This is a genomic window from Planctobacterium sp. R6, assembly GCF_055755215.1.
The window spans coordinates 1-18,052 of record NZ_JBVTQY010000061.1; the positions used below are offsets into that span (position 1 = coordinate 1).

Below are 18,052 nucleotides of genomic sequence, written 5' to 3' on the forward strand. Positions count from 1 at the left end.
CTGCTTGAAGAACTGGGTGTTGATGAGCCACAAGACAGTGACGAAAATGCCAGTGCTCCTGAGGATGAACTCAGCGATGAGCTGCTTGAAGAACTGGGAGTCGATGAGTCACAAGACAGTGACGAAAATGCCAGTGCTCCTCAGGATGAACCCAGCGATGAATTTGTAGCCGATGAACTTATGGAAGAGGCGAGTTCTGCAGAGCCAACCGTTGATGATGCGCTGTTGGATGAGACAGAAACACTGGACCTCGACAGTGATCTATCTGCCGATGATTTAATGGCAGACGAGTCCGATGTTAAAGCCACACAAGACCCCGAGTCCCTCATAGAAAACAGTGATCAATTCGCTGAAGAGGTCCCGGGTGATGTCATTGAACCGGAAGACGTAAATGAACCGGAAGATGTTATTGATCCGGAAGATGTTATTGATCCAGAAGAGAGTGCATCTGATGAAGATAATATTGCTGCGCAGCCGTCATCAGGTCTTGAAGAGACGAACGACGAGTTAGACACTGCAGAAGCAGAAGCAGAAGCAGAAGCAGAAGCAGAAGCAGAAGCAGAAGCAGAAGCAGAAGCAGAAGCAGAAGACTATGCTATCAACGAACTTTCCGAAGATGATTACCATCAGTTATTGGATGCCTTAGGCAGCGATGACGACGAACCCGACAATGTTGAAAGCACCGATACTAAAAACCTGTTTAGCGGAGAGCTATCTTTAGAAGATATTCCAGATATCTCATCCGAAGATTTTGGTTCAGTAAAAGAACAGGATACTGAGTCGCAGGCCATATCAGACCCTGATTCTGATGACCTTTCCCTGGATGATATCCCCGAGCTGAATGAAGACGCCTTCAGTACCGCAAAGCCAAAAGAAAGCACCGATGCACCTGAATTGGCAACGGACGACACCATGGGTGAGTTTCCCAATGAATTTGCCGCAGATGATCTGCTGGAACCGGAACTTGTTGAGGATGATCAGCCAACGTTTGTTGATGAGCAAACAGACGATGTAGCAGAAGCTGTAGATATTGAATCAGAATCAGATGCAACCGCGGCCGAATTAATTGATGAAGACACCCTGCCAGAAGTCTTGACAGAAGACGCTCCGGATTCTGAGGTGGCTATTCCGGAAGAGGCGCTTTCTGAAGAGACACTTCCCGAAGCCGAAGATACAGAACAGGAAGATGAACCTGAGTTCCTGTTAGATGACGACGAGCAAACTGATGATGCGCTGGAAGAATCTTTACTGGATGAAGCCTCTCTGGAAGAATCCTCACCAGAAGAACCCTCACCAGAAGAGACATTGGCAAAAACTGTAGACAGCGAAACAGAGGCTGATCAACTGCCTGATGAAGCACTGTTGGCAGAGCCATTGGCAGAAGACGAGCCTGCGGTTGAAGAGGTTATTGCGGAAGAGACACTTTCCGAAGCCGAAGATATAGAACAAGACGAAGAACCTGAGTTCCTGTTAGATGAAGACGAGCAAACTGATGAAGCGCTGGAAGAATCTTTACTGGATGAAGCCTTGCCGGAAGAACCCTCACCAGAAGAGACACTGGCAGAAACTATAGACAGCGAAACAGAGGCTGATGAACTGCCTGATGAAGCACTGTTGGCAGAGCCATTGGCAGAAGACGAGCCTGCTGTTGAAGAGGTTATTCCGGAAGAGACACTTTCCAAAGCCGAAGATACAGAACAGGAGGATGAACCTGAACTCCTGTTAGATGAAGACGAGCAAACTGATGATGCCCTGGAAGAATCTTTACTGGACGAAGCCTTGCCGGAAGAACCCTCACCAGAAGAGGCACTGGCAGAAATTGTAGACAGCGATTCAGAGGCTGATGAAGCACTGTTGTCAGAGCCATTGGCAGAAGACGAGCCTGCTGTTGAAGAGGTTATTCCGGAAGAGACACTTCCCGAAGCCGAAAATACAGAACTGGACGAAGAACCTGAGTTCCTGTTAGATGAAGACGAGCAAACTGATGATGCGCTGGAAGAATCTTTACTGGATGAACCCTTGCCGGAAGAACCTTTGCCGGAAGAGACTGCGGCAAAAACTGTAGACAGCGAATCTGACACCGACCTCACAACTGAGGAATTCATTGACGAAGATGCACCACAGTTTGATAGTGATGACCCGGAAGCCGCGCTGGCGCCGGAATTGTTGTTTGATGAAGAACCATCGGAAAGCCCCTCACCTGACGATACTGCTGATGAACTTCAGGAGGGCGTATCTGAGGAGATTGAGCAGGCGATAGCAGAAGAAGATGCCGCGTTATTAGATGCTATAGACTCAGAGGTACTGCCAGAGCCTGACCAGATAAATGCAGAGCCTGAAACAGCGAGTGAAGAGCCAGAAAGGGAAAGTGTTGCAACGGCAGATACCGAGCTGGAACTAAGCGACGATCTGGATGACATGCTCGAGCAAGACGCTATTGAATCCGGCGAATTATCAGATGCAGAGGAGCCCGACGAGTTTGATGAGGCCCTTGCTGAATTTTCCGAAGGCGCAGAGGTGCGTGCCGATCCAGAAAATGACATCGAAGATCTGGACGAAATCTATGGATATACGGATACCAGTGTTGATTTTGACGAGCAGGATGATACTCGCAAAGATGTTTCTGCCACCGATCTAAAACTTGGCGATGAAAGCGCAGAGCCGCAAGAAGATACGGATTCAGAGTCTGTTAGTGATCAGAATAGCAGCGAAGAGACTCTGGCGGATAGCGATGATGATTCACTAACCGATGATGATCTCGAAGCGGCCTTTTTAGAACAGGGTGATGAGGCGGATTTTGCCGAGGATGATTTAGATGATTTACCCGGATTGGGCGAATGGTTGGGTGAAGATGACGACGAAAGTGAGTCGTCGGAAGACTCGGTAAGTCTGGAAGATTGGGCAAATGAAAAAACGCCTGACCAGACTGACGCTGAGCAAAGTGATGAGATAGGTGCCGATACTGCCGATGATCTGGAAGATATTCCTGCTTTTGGCACTGAGGATTCAGCCCCCGAGTTGGAAGCGGATATTGAAGATGAGACTTTGCCTGATGACACCTCTGACGATGACGCCTCGGAATTTGATGTAAACGATGATGACTTTGAACAACTGGCAGAAGCATTAACCGATGTTGATGACGGTGAATTACTGTCAGACGACGATGAGTCAGCATTGGAAGAGCTGGAAAATGCCAGTTTTGAAGATATCCTGGGCAGTATTGACGACGCTCTGGAAAATGATGATGCCCAGGATGGTGAAGACACGACGTCTGAAACTAAAGCACCGGATTTTCCGGAAAACCCTGATATTGATCTGGAGGCGCTGTTGTCCGACGAGGATGACGAGCCTGCAGATTATGCAGAACCTGAAACGGAACTGGCTATCCAGGACCAGGATGATTTAAGTGATGAATTTCTGGATGTAGAAAGGTTACTGGAAGAGAGTCTCGAAGATGACGAAGTGCCTTTGTCTGAGCGCGATCTCAACATTGATGTTAACCTGGAAGAGTTTACGGGTGTCGCTGCTGACGATGATATGATCGACGTAGACAAGGACCAGGGGATCAATGCCAAACTGGATCTTGCCCATGCCTATCTGGAGATTGACGATGCGGAGTCAGCCGAGTCTTTGTTAAATGAAGTCATCGAAACCGGGTCGGAAGAACAAAAGCAGGAAGCCAGTGAAATATTGGCAAGATTGAAGCGATAGCTTTGAAACTGACTCGATATTCTTTTAACATGCTGCGCTTTTTATCATTTCAGTAACGTCATGGCACGAATAGCATTAGGTATAGAATATAACGGCGCAGCTTATTTTGGCTGGCAAAGACAACGTGAAGTGGCTAGCGTTCAGCAAAAACTGGAAGCGGCCCTTGAAGTCATCGCGCAGCAGAAAATTGATGTCGTTTGTGCCGGGCGTACCGATGCCGGAGTGCATGCCACAAATCAGATTGTTCATTTTGAAACGGATGTACAAAGACCTGACAAAGCCTGGACTATGGGCAGCAATGCAAACTTACCCGATACCATAGCAGTTAAATGGGCTAAGCCGGTTCCGGATGACTTTCACGCGCGCTTTTCAGCTACGGCCAGACGTTACCGTTATGTTATTCACAATGTGCGCCTGAGAACCGGGATTTTTCTTGAGGGTGTGACACATTTCTATCATCCTCTTGATGCTGAAAAAATGCACCGCGCTGCACAGTGCTTACTGGGTGAGCAGGACTTTTCTGCGTTTCGGGCGGCGCTTTGTCAGTCTCGTACTCCGTTTCGCAATTTGCATCACATACAGGTTCTACGCCAAGGCGACTATGTGGTTATTGATATCAAAGCCAATGCTTTTGTGCATCATATGGTGCGCAATATTGCAGGGAGTTTAATGGCGGTTGGTTGTGGTGAGCAGTCTGAAGACTGGATAGCCGAACTGCTGACCAGTAAAGACAGAACTCAGGCGGCCGCGACGGCAAAGCCCAATGGTTTGTACCTGGTAAGTGTCGATTACCCGGCTGAATTTGCTCTACCTCAAAAGCCATTAGGCCCTCTGTTTTTATCAGATACCCTGTGGTAATCCGCTGGTTTTTAGCGACGTTCGACAAATTTAGTTAACATCTTAGACCACATAGTTATTTTATTACTGTTAGAATGTGGCAAAATACGTTGCAGAACGCTTAATTTAGAAACCCTATTAATGATAAAAGCAGCATCATTTAGCAATAAAATGAGTTGAATTTCTGCAATATTGCGGTGATTTGCTTTTATCTTGCTAATTAAAAGTGAGAGAACCAAATTCAATGAGCTGGATCCAAAAGATACTGCCAAAAACCCAATCAGCTGTAAAAAGTAATGTACCGGAAGGTATTTGGACCAAGTGCGGAAAATGTAACGCCGTACTCTACAAAGTTGAATTAGAAAAACAGCTGGAAGTTTGCCCCAAGTGTGACAATCACATGCGCATCAGCGCCAGAGCGCGTCTGAATCATTTCCTCGATCAGGGAGAGCGCACAGAGTTGGGCTCTGAGCTGGAGCCCCAGGATATTCTCAAGTTTAAAGATTCCAAGCGCTACAAAGATCGCATCGCCAGTGCTCAAAAAGCATCAAACGAAAAAGATGCACTGGTTGTAATGAAGGGCAAACTGCACGGCAAGCCAATTGTTGCTGCCGCGTTTGAATTCAGTTTTATGGGCGGGTCCATGGCGTCTGTAGTGGGTGCTCGATTTGTCAAAGGTGTTGAAGCGGCATTAGCGAACAATACCCCTTTTGTTTGCTTTTCTGCCAGTGGCGGCGCCCGTATGCAGGAAGCGCTGTTATCTCTGATGCAAATGGCGAAAACCAGTGCCGCATTGGCGAAAATGAGTGAAAAAGGCTTACCCTACATTTCGATACTAACCGACCCAACCATGGGCGGAGTGTCTGCCAGCCTGGCTATGTTGGGTGACGTAAATGTGGCCGAGCCGGGTGCTCTTATCGGTTTTGCCGGCCCCAGAGTAATCGAACAAACCGTGCGGGAAACCTTACCCGATGGCTTCCAACGCAGCGAGTTCCTGTTGGAGAAAGGCGCAGTCGATATGATTGTCGATCGTCGTCATATGCGTCAAAAACTCTACAGTTTATTAGATAAAATGCATCACAGCGCTGATGCCGTAAAACAAGCGTAGCCAGCCTTGAATGAACATCATCAGCACCCTGCAAATTTGGCAGGGTGGTTGAGTTATCTGGAAAAAATACATCCTGCTCAAATCGACATGGGATTAGAGCGGGTTGCTGCGGTTTATGAGCGGCTCAATATCAACTTTGATTTTGCCAGGGTGATTCTGGTTGGCGGCACCAACGGTAAAGGATCTACCTGCCGCTATCTGGAGCTGATGGCGCAGCGTATCGGATTAACAACGGCAGTATACAGTTCCCCGCACATAACGGATTATCGGGAACGGGTTCGCTTCAATCAGGCGCTGTTGACGGAACAACAACATTGCGCAGCTTTTGCCCAGGTTGAAACCGCGCGAAAAGACACATCACTGACCTATTTTGAGTTTGGCACACTGGCAGCGCTGCAGTTAATGGCAGAACGCCGGCCTGATGTCATAATTCTTGAAGTGGGCTTAGGTGGCCGTTTGGACGCCGTTAATATTGTTGAACCTGATGTGTCTGTCATTACTACCATCGATCTGGATCATCAGGCATGGTTGGGTGATACCCGTGAGCAAATTGGGTTTGAAAAGGCGGGTATCATGCGTCCGCACAAACCCTGCGTGGTGGGAGAACTGGACCCGCCTGATTCTCTGCGCAACCACGCGCAGCAGATTGCTGCCAAAGCCTGGTTTCGCAATCAGGATTTTCAGATAGAACACCACGAGCAGGGATGGACCTTGCACGGCAGCTGCAACGGACAGACATTTCGCCTTACGGACTTGCCGGTAGGGCAATTACCAACGCAAAATGCCGCAACTGCATTATTTACGGCGAGGCTGTTGGAATGGACTTTAACCGACCATCAAATCAGAGAATTAATCGCCACCGCCACTTTACCCGGTCGCATGGAACCTCTGGCCCATTCTCACCGAATTATCCTGGATGTAGCCCATAACCCGCAGGCAACCGGTTACCTGCGTTCGCGAATTGAGTTGCTATCTTATCGTCGTCTGATTTTTATTTTGGGTATGCTGTCTGATAAAGACTCACAGGCCAGCCTTGAGGTATTTCGGGATTTGCCGGCAACCTGGTATGTTGCGCCCCTGGATAGCCCGCGCAGTGCTAAACCCGAAGTGTTGCAATCGGTACTGGCAAAATCGAATCAGCCTTCCTTTGTTTGCGAATCGGTTGAACAGGCCTGTCAACAAGCGTTAGAATCTGCCAGCGACACTGAAGACCTTATTATTGGCTTTGGATCGTTTTATACTGTGTCAGCCATTAAACAAGCATTAACCCCATAAACGCAGTTCGATATTCAGGAAACAGGAAGCATATTTTGGCTACAGCATTTCAAAACCGATTGGTAGGGACCATCATCATAGTGGCGCTGGCTGTGATTTTTTTACCTGAAGTCCTGGACGGGGAAAAGCGCCACAGTCAGGACCGATTTGAAGCGATTCCCAAGCGACCGCCGATGAAAAACGTGACTTCTCCCGATGAATTTCCGTTTAAAAAAGTACAGGACGCGGTAACCCGGGAAGTGGTTATCGTGGATGAACAGCCGCTTGACGAACCTGTTGATACTACGGAAGAGATGCCTGGCAACGCCGTCAGCGAGGCAGATACACGCGTGGCGCAACAAAGCCCGTCACAGTCTGACGCACCGGTCATGGAGCCAAAACAGGAACAAATACAATCCGGATGGGTGGTTCAGTTGGGCAGTTTTAAACACAGTAAGAACGTCAAAGATCTGTTGCGCAAACTGGAACAGGCGGGTTACCGGGCCTTTACCCGACCGATTCAAACCAGCTCGGGGACCTTGACTAAAGTATTTGTCGGTCCTGATCTGGATGATGGCAAATTAAAAACAGCAATCCCACATTTAAAAGAAGTGACGGGTTTACAGGGTAAACTGACCCCTTTTAGCGTTGATTAAAACAAGACATCGGTCTGTGGCTTTGGTAAAATGCGCGCCGATCTTAAGATTGCGCCGTCCCTATGCTAAATAAAGAAAATAATGAATTGGATTGATTTCACTATTCTTGCCGTACTGGTTTTATCGACGGTAATAAGCCTTGTCAGAGGCTTTCTGAAAGAAGCTATCTCCCTTGCCATCTGGTTCACGGCGTTTATGTTGGCCAGTTTTTTCTATGCCGATTTGGCTGTCTATCTCACCTGGTTTCAGGACCAAATATTAAAAAATGCGGTAGCAATAGCGATTTTGTTTGTATCTACGCTGTTGTTAGGCGGATTACTTAATTATCTAATTTCCAGATTAGTGATATTTACCGGATTAAGCGGCACAGATCGTGCGCTGGGTCTGGTTTTCGGAATGTTAAGAGGCGTGCTGATTTGCAGTGCCGTGCTGTTTTTTTTGGACGCATTTACGCCAGCACCTTCTACGGATTGGTGGAAAACCTCTCTGCTGATCCCTGAGTTTGCTTTTATTATCGAATGGTTTTTTGAATATCTGCAAAACTCATCTAGTTTTATTAGTCCCACTGTATAGGATCTCAATATGTGCGGAATCGCCGGCATCGTAAGTCATAACCCTGTTGCTCAAGAATTATTTGATGCCTTAACTGTGTTGCAACACCGCGGCCAGGATGCTGCTGGAATGATTACTGTAGACAGCAGTATGTTTCATTTGCGCAAAGCAAATGGTTTGGTCAGAGATGTGTTCCGTAACCGCCATATGCAAAGGCTGACCGGTAATCTGGGGATTGCGCATGTGCGATACCCTACAGCGGGCTCTTCAAGTTCGGCTGAAGCTCAGCCTTTTTATGTTAACTCCCCCTACGGAATTGCGCTGGCACACAACGGCAATTTAACCAATGCCGTGGCACTGCAAAAAGAAGTGTTGCAACTGGCAAAACGTCACATCAACACCACCTCTGATTCCGAATTATTGCTGAATATTCTGGCAGACGAACTGCAAAAAGCTGAGGGTCTGTCGTTACAACCTGCTGATATTTTTACCGCGGTGAGCAATGTTCATCGACGTGTTAACGGTGCCTATGCTGTGGTTGCGGCAATCATCGGCAATGGTATGTTGGCGTTTCGCGATCCTCACGGTATTCGTCCTCTGGTGCTGGGTAAACGCAGCACCGACCTGGGCGATGAATATATGGTGGCATCAGAGAGTGTTGCGCTGGACTCCGTTGAGTTTCAGTTTATTCGTGATGTTGCCCCAGGTGAGGCCGTGTACATCACAGAAGATGGTCAGCTGTTTACGCAACAGTGTGCAGATAATCCCACCCATGTGCCTTGCATCTTTGAGTTTGTTTATTTTGCCCGTCCGGACTCCTTTATCGACGGCATTTCTGTTTATGCGTCCCGGGTTAACATGGGCAAAAAACTGGGACAGAAGATCGCTCAGGAATGGGGTGATCTGGATATTGATGTGGTTATTCCTATTCCTGAGACATCAATCGATATCGCCCTGCAAATCGCACATGAGCTAAACCTGCCATATCGTCAGGGTTACGTAAAAAATCGCTATATCGGTCGTACCTTCATCATGCCGGGACAGTCACAACGCCGCAAGTCAGTACGCCGAAAACTCAATGCGATAAAGTCAGAGTTTAAGGGCAAAAATGTCTTGCTGGTAGATGACTCCATAGTACGTGGTACGACATCCGAGCAAATTATTGAAATGGCCCGTGAAGCCGGTGCCAAAAAAGTGTATTTTGCTTCAGCCGCGCCGGAAATTCGATTCCCGAACGTATACGGTATTGATATGCCGTCACCCAATGAATTGATTGCATATGGCAGAGAAGTAGAAGATATCTGTGAGTCCATCAAAGCTGATGGTTTGATTTATCAGGATATTGAAGACCTGCGTCAGGCGGTAAGTGCCGAAAATACCGCCATCAGCCATTTTGAAATGTCCGTATTCAATGGTGATTATATTACCGGCGATGTGACTCAGGAATACCTGGAATCACTGGATAAAGCCCGCAACGATGATGCGAAAGGGCACAGTTCCGAAGATGAATTAACGAACCTGGACGTGCATAATATGTCCAGTGAGAGCCATGGTTAGGTTGCCAGTGGGCAACTCATTGGCATTGAACAACACATTGTAGTGTGCATCATAACGATAAAATTGAAATAAAAGACAGAGTTTAATATGGGAAGAAGTTTCGAAGTTCGCAAAGTCGCTATGGCTAAAACAGCGGCGGTTAAAACCAAAGTGTATTCAAAATACGGAAAAGAAATTTACGTATGTGCCAAAAACGGCGGCCCGGACCCGTCTGCTAACTTGTCTCTTAAACACCTGATGGACAAAGCGAAAAAAGATCAGGTACCGAGCCATGTAATTGAAAAGGCCATTGAAAAGGCCTCAGGTGGAGCCGGTGAAGACTTTGTTCCCGCGCGCTACGAAGGCTTTGGACCGGGTAACTGTATGGTGATTGTGGATTGTCTGACAGACAACAACAACCGTACCATTACCGACGTACGCAATTGCTTTACTAAAACTAACTCCAAGATTGGCGCGCCGGGTGCCGTTGCCCACATGTTTGATCATTACGGCGTTTTTGTGTTTGCCGGTGACGATGAAGATGCCGTTCTGGAATACCTGATGGAAGCCGACGTCGATGTAGCTGATGTGGAAAGTGAAGACGGAAAAATCACTGTGTTTGTTCCTCACACAGAGTTTGCAAAGACCCGAAACGCATTGTCAGAATTTCAGGCGGATATCGACTTCGAGGTCGAAGAAATTAGTTTTGTACCGCAAACCAGCGTCGATGTTGAAGGCGACGACGTAGCAGTCTTTGAAAAGTTCATGGACATGTTGAATGATTGTGACGACGTACAAAACGTTTATCACAACGCCATCATCAAAGACTGATTGTTAACGGGCGCAGTACTGGCGCCCGATTCTTCCTGCCATTTCGCTTGCGTCATGCAATTTTGCATTGACTTTCTCTGATATAACCGCTTGAATTTGTTAAAAACATACGGGTTTTTAGCATGAAAGTTAAAGATATCATGAGTGCCCATCCGGTTTGTGTTTCTTCCAATGAAACTATGTGGGCTGTTAAGCGCGTCTTTGAAAAGCATACCTTTCACCATCTGTTGGTGGTGGATGAAGGTGTGCTTACCGGTGTACTGTCGGATCGCGATTATCTCAAAACAGTCAGCCCCCATGTTAAAAGTGGCGCCATCAGCTCCCGTGATCTGGAAACCATGAACAAAAAAGTTCATCAAATCATGTCTCATAAAATTGTCTCCATTGGTGCAAATGAGCCCGTAATGAAAGCCGTGATGCTGTTTAATCAAAATAAAATATCCTGCCTTCCGGTGATTGAAGACGACAAAGTGGTTGGCATTGTCAGTTGGCGAGATGTAATGCGTTTTCTGGAACAAAGAGTCTTAGCCAGGCAGCAGGCGTAATTGGGATAAAGGAGCAAGCAATGAGATGTTATCGTCTGATTATTGTGCTGAGTTTTGTGTGTTCAATGCCCGGTTTCGCAATTTGCCTGCCAGATGCAGAAGTGCAGTTACTGGCAAAGGGCTACCCTGTTGAAGCCGTCTCTGGGTTGAATCAGGTTACTTCGCTGGCCGATGCTTACTGCACTCAGGCTAAATATATTGGTTATTTGCAACCCTACATGGGCGATATTGCCGGTTATAAAGTGGGTTTTACCAGTATTGCGGGTCAGCAGCGCTTCAATATTCTTTCGCCTGCAACCGGGGTGTTGTTGCAAGGGATGATGTTAAATGGCGATGCTAAAATTCCACTTAATTTTGGTTATCGCACACTCATTGAGCCTGACTTTATGGTGACCATCGCAGATGAGCGCATTATGCAGGCAAAAAATGCCCGTGAGACTTTATCCTATGTAAGCAGTATTCACCCCTTTGTCGAAGTTGTTGCGATGCGCCTGGCCGAACACGAGCCTGTCACCGGTAACAGCCTCGTTGCGATCAATATCGCAGCGACAAACGCCGTCATAGGGCCTGCTATTACTGTGATTGACAGCGATGCGTTCTACCAAAAAATTCCCCGCCTTATCGCTCGATTTACGGATCAGAACAACAACCTGGTTCAGGAAACCGATGCCAGTGCGTTAATGGGACATCCGATGGAAGTACTGTTTTGGTTGGTGCAGGAGTTTAAGTCCCGTGGCATTGCACTGAAAGCCGGGCAGAAAATAAGCCTGGGCGCCACCGGAAAACTATTTCCACTGGCAAGTGAAACGCAACATTACCGTTATGAATTTATCGGATTAACGGAAAAACCGGTTGCGGTTACCGTTTCCCTTTTACAACCTGAGGGCCAAGCCAACAATGAGTAAAAACCTGATCACTGTCCCTCAGTTAAAAGCGATACTTGGCGCAGACAATCTGGTGTTACTCGATGCCAGCATGGCGACGCCTTTACCCGGGGTGAGCAACGACTTGACCCAGGGCTTCATTCCCGGCGCATTGCGATTTGACCTGGAAAAGGTCTTTATTGATAAACACAATGCATTACCCCACACCATGCCCGATGCCAACCTGTTTCAGGAGGAGGCAAGAAAGCTGGGCATTGACCAGAACTCACTGGTGGTGGTCTACGACAATATGGGGCTGTATTCAGCTCCCCGGGCCTGGTGGATGTTCAGGGCCATGGGCCATGAGAATGTCAAAATACTCGATGGTGGTTTCCCCGGGTGGAAGGCGCAGGGTGAAAACGTGTCTGCACTTGAGGCCGCGCCTACATTAGGGGATTTTCAGGCGAATCCACAACCCTTGAAGTTCATCGTTGCTGATGAACTGTTACAGCGCATCGCATCGGCGGAAATCCGCGTGCTGGATGCGCGCTCTGAGCCAAGGTTCAAAGGTTGGGAAGCAGAGCCACGCCAGGGTGTGCGCAGTGGCCATATGCCAGGTGCACAGTGTTTACACTTCAGAACACTCACCCGGCAAGGACAACTAAAGCCGGAGTCCGAACTGGAAACGTTATTTTCCTCCTTAAATCTTCAGGTTTCTGAGCCACTGGTAATGACCTGTGGTTCAGGAATAACCGCCTGCATTCTGGCATTGGCCGCAGATGAGTTGGGATATCAGGATATTCGCGTTTATGATGGCTCCTGGGCTGAGTGGGGCGCGGATGAGCGCTTGCCGGTAGTGGCTGATCCTAAATGATGTTGGCACAACGACTGGAGCAGCAATTACGCGAACACCAGGAACCCTCGAGAGCGTTAAAAATGCAGTCCTACATGAAAACCCAACAGGCGTTTTTTGGCGTGCCGGCTCCTCTGCGTAAAAAGCTGTTTAAAATGGCTGAAAAGCAAGCTCCACTAACAAGTCGTACAGAGTATGAAAGTACGATCATGCAGCTTTGGCGGGGAAGTCATCGGGAACTGCAATATCAGGCGCTGGAAGTGGCCGAGTTTTACAAGGTGTTCCGAACCCCGGAGAGTTTACCCTTGTATGAACAGCTTTTACTTTCCGCTGAGAACTGGGACACCGTTGACTGGATTGCTATCACGTTGGTGGGGTTATTGATCAAAGCTCATCCGACACTGGAAAGTACACTGTTGCGGTGGCAGCAACACGACAATTTATGGTTGCGCAGAGCGTCGTTGATTGCTCATATAAAGCATAAAAAAGACACCAATCTCACTCTTCTGAGTGATACTATTTTGCAACTTGCTCAGGAAAAGCCCTTTTTTATTCGAAAAGCTATCGGCTGGGTGCTGAGAGAGTACGGCAAAACCGATGCGGAATGGGTTTTGCGGTTTGTTCAAAATAACCAACACCTGCTTTCCGGTTTAAGCCAAAGGGAAGCGCTCAAACATATTAATAAAAATCGGAGTTACACTTTATGAGTTTTTTGAAAGGGACTGTCGTCAGCCTTGTATTGTTTACTTTTTCCCATCCATTGTTTGCTGACTCATTGCAGTATGAAGATGTAAAGGCCACGCCTACTTTTGCCTTGGCGAAGATGGGAGCGGTGTATGGCAGCTTCAAAAATGTCTCTGATACGCCACTGCTCATCACTGGATTGCAGGTGGATGCAGAGATTGCCGCGAGTGTTGAGTTACATGAGAGTTATATCAAGGATGACATGGCCAGTATGAAACAGCTCAATTTACCTTTTACTCTTGCGCCGCAGCAAGAGCTGGCACTTCGCCGGGGAGGTAAACACATCATGCTGATTGGCTTACAGCAGCCTTTGACGTCCGGAATGCAGTTCCAGCTGACATTCAGTCTGCAAGACCAGGAGGCGATAACAGTGCCAGTTGTGGTGAGTGAGGCCGTACAGCAAGACAGTGCTGAGCACAAACATCATCACTAATTGTTGGGTCAGACAAACATGAAACTCAATTTACAACCATTAAATACGCCCTGCTTATTACTGGATGAGGTGCGCTTAAATAACAACATTCAGCGGATGTCTGACAAAGCCGGCCGTCATCAGGTGCGCTTGCGCCCTCATGCAAAAACAGCCAAAAGTGCCGCCGTTTTAAAACGGTTTCAAGGCACAGCGACTCCGCTAACCGTGTCAACTCTGAAAGAGGCTGAGTATTTCGCTGAGCAAGGTTTTGCGCAGTTGTTATATGCTGTGTGTCTGTCTCCCGATAAAATTGCCAGAGTGGCGAAACTGCGTCAGCAACACGTCGATATTACAGTGATTATTGATTCACTCAGCATGGCTACGGCTATTGCGGCTTATGCACAGGCGCATCAGGTCCGTTTTTCTGTTGCCATAGAAATTGATTGTGACGGTCACAGAGCTGGATTGTTGCCTGATGATCCCTTGTTAGTGGCATTAGCAAAAGCACTGTCTGTCGACGATGGGATTGATTTCTGGGGCCTGATGACTCATGGCGGTGGCTCATATGACTGCCAGCATTGGTCTGAAGTTAAAGCCCACGCGGTGCAGGAGAGGCAGGCACTGTTGTCAGCTCAGGCCCGGTTACAACAGGCTCAGCTTGTATGTCCTAATTTGTCATTGGGTTCGACACCAACCGTTGTGGCCGCAGAGGACTTTTCCGGTATCAATGAAATTCGCCCCGGGGTATTTGTGTTTTTTGATTTGTTTCAGGCGCAACTCGGAGCCTGTGATGAAGCGGATATTGCCTTGTCTGTTTTAGCTAGCGTGACATCCCATAAACCGGAAAAAAACCGCATTTTTATCGATGCCGGTGGACTCGCTCTGTCTAAAGATCGCAGCACATCTGCACAACATTGTGATTATGGATATGGCAAAGTTATTAAGCCGGATGGGACAGGATTCAGCCATAACGTTATTGTTAATCAGGTCAATCAGGAACACGGCGTAATACATCTGCCTGATGAGGTTTCAATCTCAGAATTCCCCATTGGTAGCCGGGTCAGGGTATTACCCAATCACGCCTGCATGACGGCGGCTGCGTACGCAGGCTACCACCTGTTTACAGCGGCAGGCGAACTGCACTGGCTTGAGCGTTGTAATGGCTGGTGAAATAAGCCATTACCTGTATGACTGATTGGTAAAACCCGGGAGGCAGGTTCACCTGCCTTATTCGTCTGACCAACCTGGAATACAGGGGGCGACTGAAAATCTGTAACCCAGGTCCTGGGTTTTGTCTTTCTCAATGACAAAAATCGTATTTTCATCAATGGTGAGTACCCGTTGATTCTCAGCTTTTTTACAGGCTGAAAAGCGATAGGCTTCAAATTGATAAATAAAGCCGGCAATCAGTTTGTCCAAAGTTCTGGTATTTTTTTCTTCGCTATCTTCTGGTTCGCTTTCATCTAGGGCTGATTTTGTATCATCAGGGGTAGAGTCGGACAGCGCTTGCTCTTCTGATTCTTGCTGATTTTCAACGGTTGTAACGGTAACACCAGGGAACAGGGTTTTGGTTTCAGTCGTTTTCTGTTCCGGGCCAGGTTCAAGCAGGTTATCCAGTTCTCCTGATTTAATAGTCGCTACCAGCTTGTTTAAATCTTCATCTGACATGTTGCGTATCATCAATCGTTGCGCGCCGGATATGCCCAATTCATCCAGGGTGGCTTCGTCTTCTGATGAAAGCGGTTGTTCACCACTGTTTTTTAATTTATTCGCAAGCGAGATAAATTCCTCTTCAGGCATTTGTGCAATGGCCTGGGCATCAAATATTGGCGTATCGTCAAAGACATCCAGTTGTTCTATGTAGGGTTCGATAAATTTCACCATGACGATGATTAAAAAGGGGATAAAGACAATGCGCATCCACATGGTGAGTATGGCGAATGATTTGTCTTGCCACAGCGTTTTCAGCCTGATGCGAAATAGCCGCAATACGAAGCTAAGCAATGACCACAAGCTCAGTAATACAATTGCTGAGCCAAGGAAAAGCACAGAGGCTAACAGGATCCAAAAGGGCAACATCAACATGGTAGTAAAACCCATGGTGAATACAAATGTTTGAGGTTCAATGCCGGAAATGGCATTGATCTTAAGGGCCGAGACAGCCAATGCAATGTTGGCGGTGGAAGCATACAGGACAAACAACACCCCTTTTCCGAAGGTATGCTCCCAAATTCTCATAAAGATCTGCCACAATTCCCGCAATAAGCCAAAACCCGCAATAACGCCTACCACCAGCATATAATCATCATTTTCCTGGGGTTCGGATAAAAAGCTCAATAACATCGCAGCAGCAATAAAATAACACCATTGAGAAAAGGTGAGGTCACGAAATTTATCGGAAAACCAACCTAAAAACCGTGAAACGCGGTTTTTTATGCGTGCCAGCACAGCCCATATTGCGTGTTTTAAGGCGGCAATTTTTGCTAAAGGCGGACGGGGCAGTTTCAGCAAGGTTTCTTCAGTGTGGATTGCTTCCGCAGCAGGCGAGTCGTCGCCCGGGGTATTTTGCGTGTTTGCCATAATTATTATTCTCTTTAGGACTATCCCGGCGATGTCGTGACAGAAAAGCTGTGTGTATTAGACCATTTGCTAATACAAATTATAAGATTCTCACAACATTATAAAGTAAGCTCCGAATTATAGTGAATGTGTTGAAGGGGAAATTCATGCCAATGGTCAAATTTTGGGGAACGAGAGGTTCCATTCCTGTGGCTCCCCACGCACACAATATCCGTGCTCGCCTGGAAGATATCCTGATCAAAGCGGTGGATAAGCAACTGACTAGTTATGATGATATCGCTCCTTTTCTGGACAGTTTATCTTTTCCCGAGGTAGGCAGCTTCGGTGGCAATACAAGTTGTGTCGAGATAGATACCGGCAAGGGGGATTATCTGTTATGCGATATGGGTACCGGGTTAAGAGATTTTGCAGCACATTATTTACGGGATCCAAAGCAGCAACGCAGTAAGACCTTTCACCTTCTGCTGTCCCATTTACACTGGGATCATATTATGGGCTTTCCCTTTTTTACTCCGGCTTATATTCCCGGCCACAAAATTCATATTTACGGATGTCACGAACAACTGGAAAGCGCCATCAGAGCGCAGCACAGTGGTCCCGGATTCCCGGTAAGCTTTGATACTTTACTGGCGGATATTGAGTTTCATCTTTTTAATCCCGGAGAAAAGCACCATATTAACGGTATCGAGGTGGAGGCTTTTTTGCAGGTGCACGAGGGAAATTCATACGGCTATCGCTTTCAGGTGGACGATAAGAAGATCGTCTATTCCACAGACTCTGAACACAAGGTGGAAGACCAGGCGCGATTGGACCGGTTTGTGCGATTTATTCAAAATGCCGATCTGGTTATATTCGATGCGATGTACAGTTTGCTTGAGGCAGTTACCTTAAAGGAAGACTGGGGGCACTCCAGTAACTTAATGGGGGTGGAGCTCTGTCTCAGGGCAGCTGCAAAGAAATTGTGTTTGTTTCATCATGATCCTGTTCACAGTGACGAAGAAATCCAGCAAAACCTGGATGAGGCTGAAAATTTCGCTGCGTTAATTGCACAAAGTCATCAACCTTCTCTGGAAGTGATTGCCGCCTGGGATGGGTTGCAGGTAGAGGTCTGATCGCAACCCGCAAGAAAACCAACGGGTAGCTTTTGTGTCTGTTGTTGGCTAAAATATAGACAGATATGCCGTTTCATACGCCTTGAACAGGGGGAAATATGCAAATTGGTACGCCATCAGGCATTACGGAAGGGTTAGTGACCATAGAAGGTGCTGCCCCAAATAAGAGCGAGCAGGTTAATCGTCAGGCTCAGCAGCAACAAGAAACTCAGTCACTGGAAACTACTCAGGCGCCGCCGTCAGGGAATATTGGTCAAAATATAGATACCACCGCCTGAATTTTCTTTTCCCTTCACGGGGTTTCGTGGCGTTCAGGCAGAGTGTTTGATTTGTGGCTCAGACGCTTCAGTTTCCTCAGAGGATGCCAGTTCAGTTTTGTTACCGGCGTTTTTCAAGGTAGTTGTCGCCTAAGCCGTTAAGCTGCTTCTTTTTTGCTCTCCGGATTAAGTTCCACAACA

Annotated in this window: 17 protein-coding genes; 16 read left to right on the top strand and 1 reads right to left on the bottom strand. The window is 47.4% G+C overall.

Annotated elements, in window-relative coordinates:
- From AC0J20_RS21915 to AC0J20_RS21980, 14 genes are all read left to right on the top strand, one after another.
- The coding region (locus tag AC0J20_RS21915; protein WP_473023371.1) for a FimV/HubP family polar landmark protein at nt 1-3,711 on the top strand (3,711 nt) is incomplete at its 5' end.
- 60 nt (nt 3,712-3,771) lie between these two features.
- Nucleotides 3,772-4,569 carry a tRNA pseudouridine(38-40) synthase TruA gene (truA, locus tag AC0J20_RS21920; RefSeq protein WP_473023372.1) on the top strand — a complete coding sequence of 266 codons (798 nt, stop codon included), beginning with the start codon at nt 3,772-3,774 and terminating at the stop codon, nt 4,567-4,569.
- Between the two features lie 223 nt (nt 4,570-4,792).
- On the top strand, nt 4,793-5,656 hold the full coding sequence (gene accD, locus AC0J20_RS21925; RefSeq protein WP_229529133.1) for an acetyl-CoA carboxylase, carboxyltransferase subunit beta: 864 nt from the start codon (nt 4,793-4,795) through the stop codon (nt 5,654-5,656).
- 6 nt (nt 5,657-5,662) lie between these two features.
- Nucleotides 5,663-6,931 carry a bifunctional tetrahydrofolate synthase/dihydrofolate synthase gene (folC, locus tag AC0J20_RS21930; protein ID WP_473023373.1) on the top strand — a complete coding sequence of 423 codons (1,269 nt, stop codon included), beginning with the start codon at nt 5,663-5,665 and terminating at the stop codon, nt 6,929-6,931.
- 35 nt (nt 6,932-6,966) lie between these two features.
- Nucleotides 6,967-7,566, top strand: a complete 600-nt coding sequence (locus AC0J20_RS21935) for an SPOR domain-containing protein (protein WP_473023374.1) — start codon at nt 6,967-6,969, stop codon at nt 7,564-7,566.
- A gap of 81 nt (nt 7,567-7,647) precedes the next feature.
- Complete coding sequence (locus AC0J20_RS21940) at nt 7,648-8,139, top strand: CvpA family protein (RefSeq protein ID WP_229529130.1); 492 nt, start codon at nt 7,648-7,650, stop codon at nt 8,137-8,139.
- A 9-nt stretch (nt 8,140-8,148) separates the two neighbouring features.
- Nucleotides 8,149-9,675: an amidophosphoribosyltransferase gene (gene purF / locus AC0J20_RS21945; protein ID WP_229529129.1), complete on the top strand. Its 1,527-nt coding sequence runs from the start codon at nt 8,149-8,151 to the stop codon at nt 9,673-9,675.
- An 87-nt stretch (nt 9,676-9,762) separates the two neighbouring features.
- The gene (locus tag AC0J20_RS21950) at nt 9,763-10,485 is read left to right on the top strand and encodes a YebC/PmpR family DNA-binding transcriptional regulator (RefSeq protein WP_229529128.1); all 723 of its coding nucleotides are present in this window, start codon (nt 9,763-9,765) and stop codon (nt 10,483-10,485) included.
- Between the two features lie 122 nt (nt 10,486-10,607).
- Nucleotides 10,608-11,030, top strand: coding sequence for a CBS domain-containing protein (locus AC0J20_RS21955; RefSeq protein ID WP_229529127.1), 423 nt, complete (start codon nt 10,608-10,610; stop codon nt 11,028-11,030).
- Nucleotides 11,031-11,050: 20 nt separating this feature from the next.
- On the top strand, nt 11,051-11,935 hold the full coding sequence (locus AC0J20_RS21960; protein ID WP_473023375.1) for a 2-keto-4-pentenoate hydratase: 885 nt from the start codon (nt 11,051-11,053) through the stop codon (nt 11,933-11,935).
- Nucleotides 11,928-12,767 carry a sulfurtransferase gene (locus AC0J20_RS21965; protein WP_473023376.1) on the top strand — a complete coding sequence of 280 codons (840 nt, stop codon included), beginning with the start codon at nt 11,928-11,930 and terminating at the stop codon, nt 12,765-12,767. Before AC0J20_RS21960 ends, AC0J20_RS21965 begins: the two co-directional genes overlap by 8 nt.
- Complete coding sequence (locus AC0J20_RS21970; protein ID WP_473023377.1) at nt 12,764-13,453, top strand: DNA alkylation repair protein; 690 nt, start codon at nt 12,764-12,766, stop codon at nt 13,451-13,453. Before AC0J20_RS21965 ends, AC0J20_RS21970 begins: the two co-directional genes overlap by 4 nt.
- The gene (locus AC0J20_RS21975; protein WP_473023378.1) at nt 13,450-13,923 is read left to right on the top strand and encodes a copper chaperone PCu(A)C; all 474 of its coding nucleotides are present in this window, start codon (nt 13,450-13,452) and stop codon (nt 13,921-13,923) included. Before AC0J20_RS21970 ends, AC0J20_RS21975 begins: the two co-directional genes overlap by 4 nt.
- A gap of 18 nt (nt 13,924-13,941) precedes the next feature.
- Nucleotides 13,942-15,072: an alanine racemase gene (locus tag AC0J20_RS21980; RefSeq protein ID WP_473023379.1), complete on the top strand. Its 1,131-nt coding sequence runs from the start codon at nt 13,942-13,944 to the stop codon at nt 15,070-15,072.
- 57 nt (nt 15,073-15,129) lie between these two features.
- Here the strand turns inward: AC0J20_RS21980 and AC0J20_RS21985 are convergent, their stop codons facing one another.
- Entirely contained in the window at nt 15,130-16,482 is a 1,353-nt protein-coding gene (locus AC0J20_RS21985) for a hypothetical protein (RefSeq protein WP_473023380.1), read from the bottom strand.
- A gap of 146 nt (nt 16,483-16,628) precedes the next feature.
- Here AC0J20_RS21985 and AC0J20_RS21990 point away from each other — a divergent pair, with 146 nt between their 5' ends.
- Both AC0J20_RS21990 and AC0J20_RS21995 read left to right on the top strand, forming a co-directional pair.
- Nucleotides 16,629-17,594, top strand: coding sequence for an MBL fold metallo-hydrolase (locus AC0J20_RS21990; protein WP_229529120.1), 966 nt, complete (start codon nt 16,629-16,631; stop codon nt 17,592-17,594).
- A gap of 98 nt (nt 17,595-17,692) precedes the next feature.
- On the top strand, nt 17,693-17,872 hold the full coding sequence (locus AC0J20_RS21995) for a hypothetical protein (RefSeq protein ID WP_473023381.1): 180 nt from the start codon (nt 17,693-17,695) through the stop codon (nt 17,870-17,872).
- Nucleotides 17,873-18,052 lie beyond the last annotated feature (180 nt).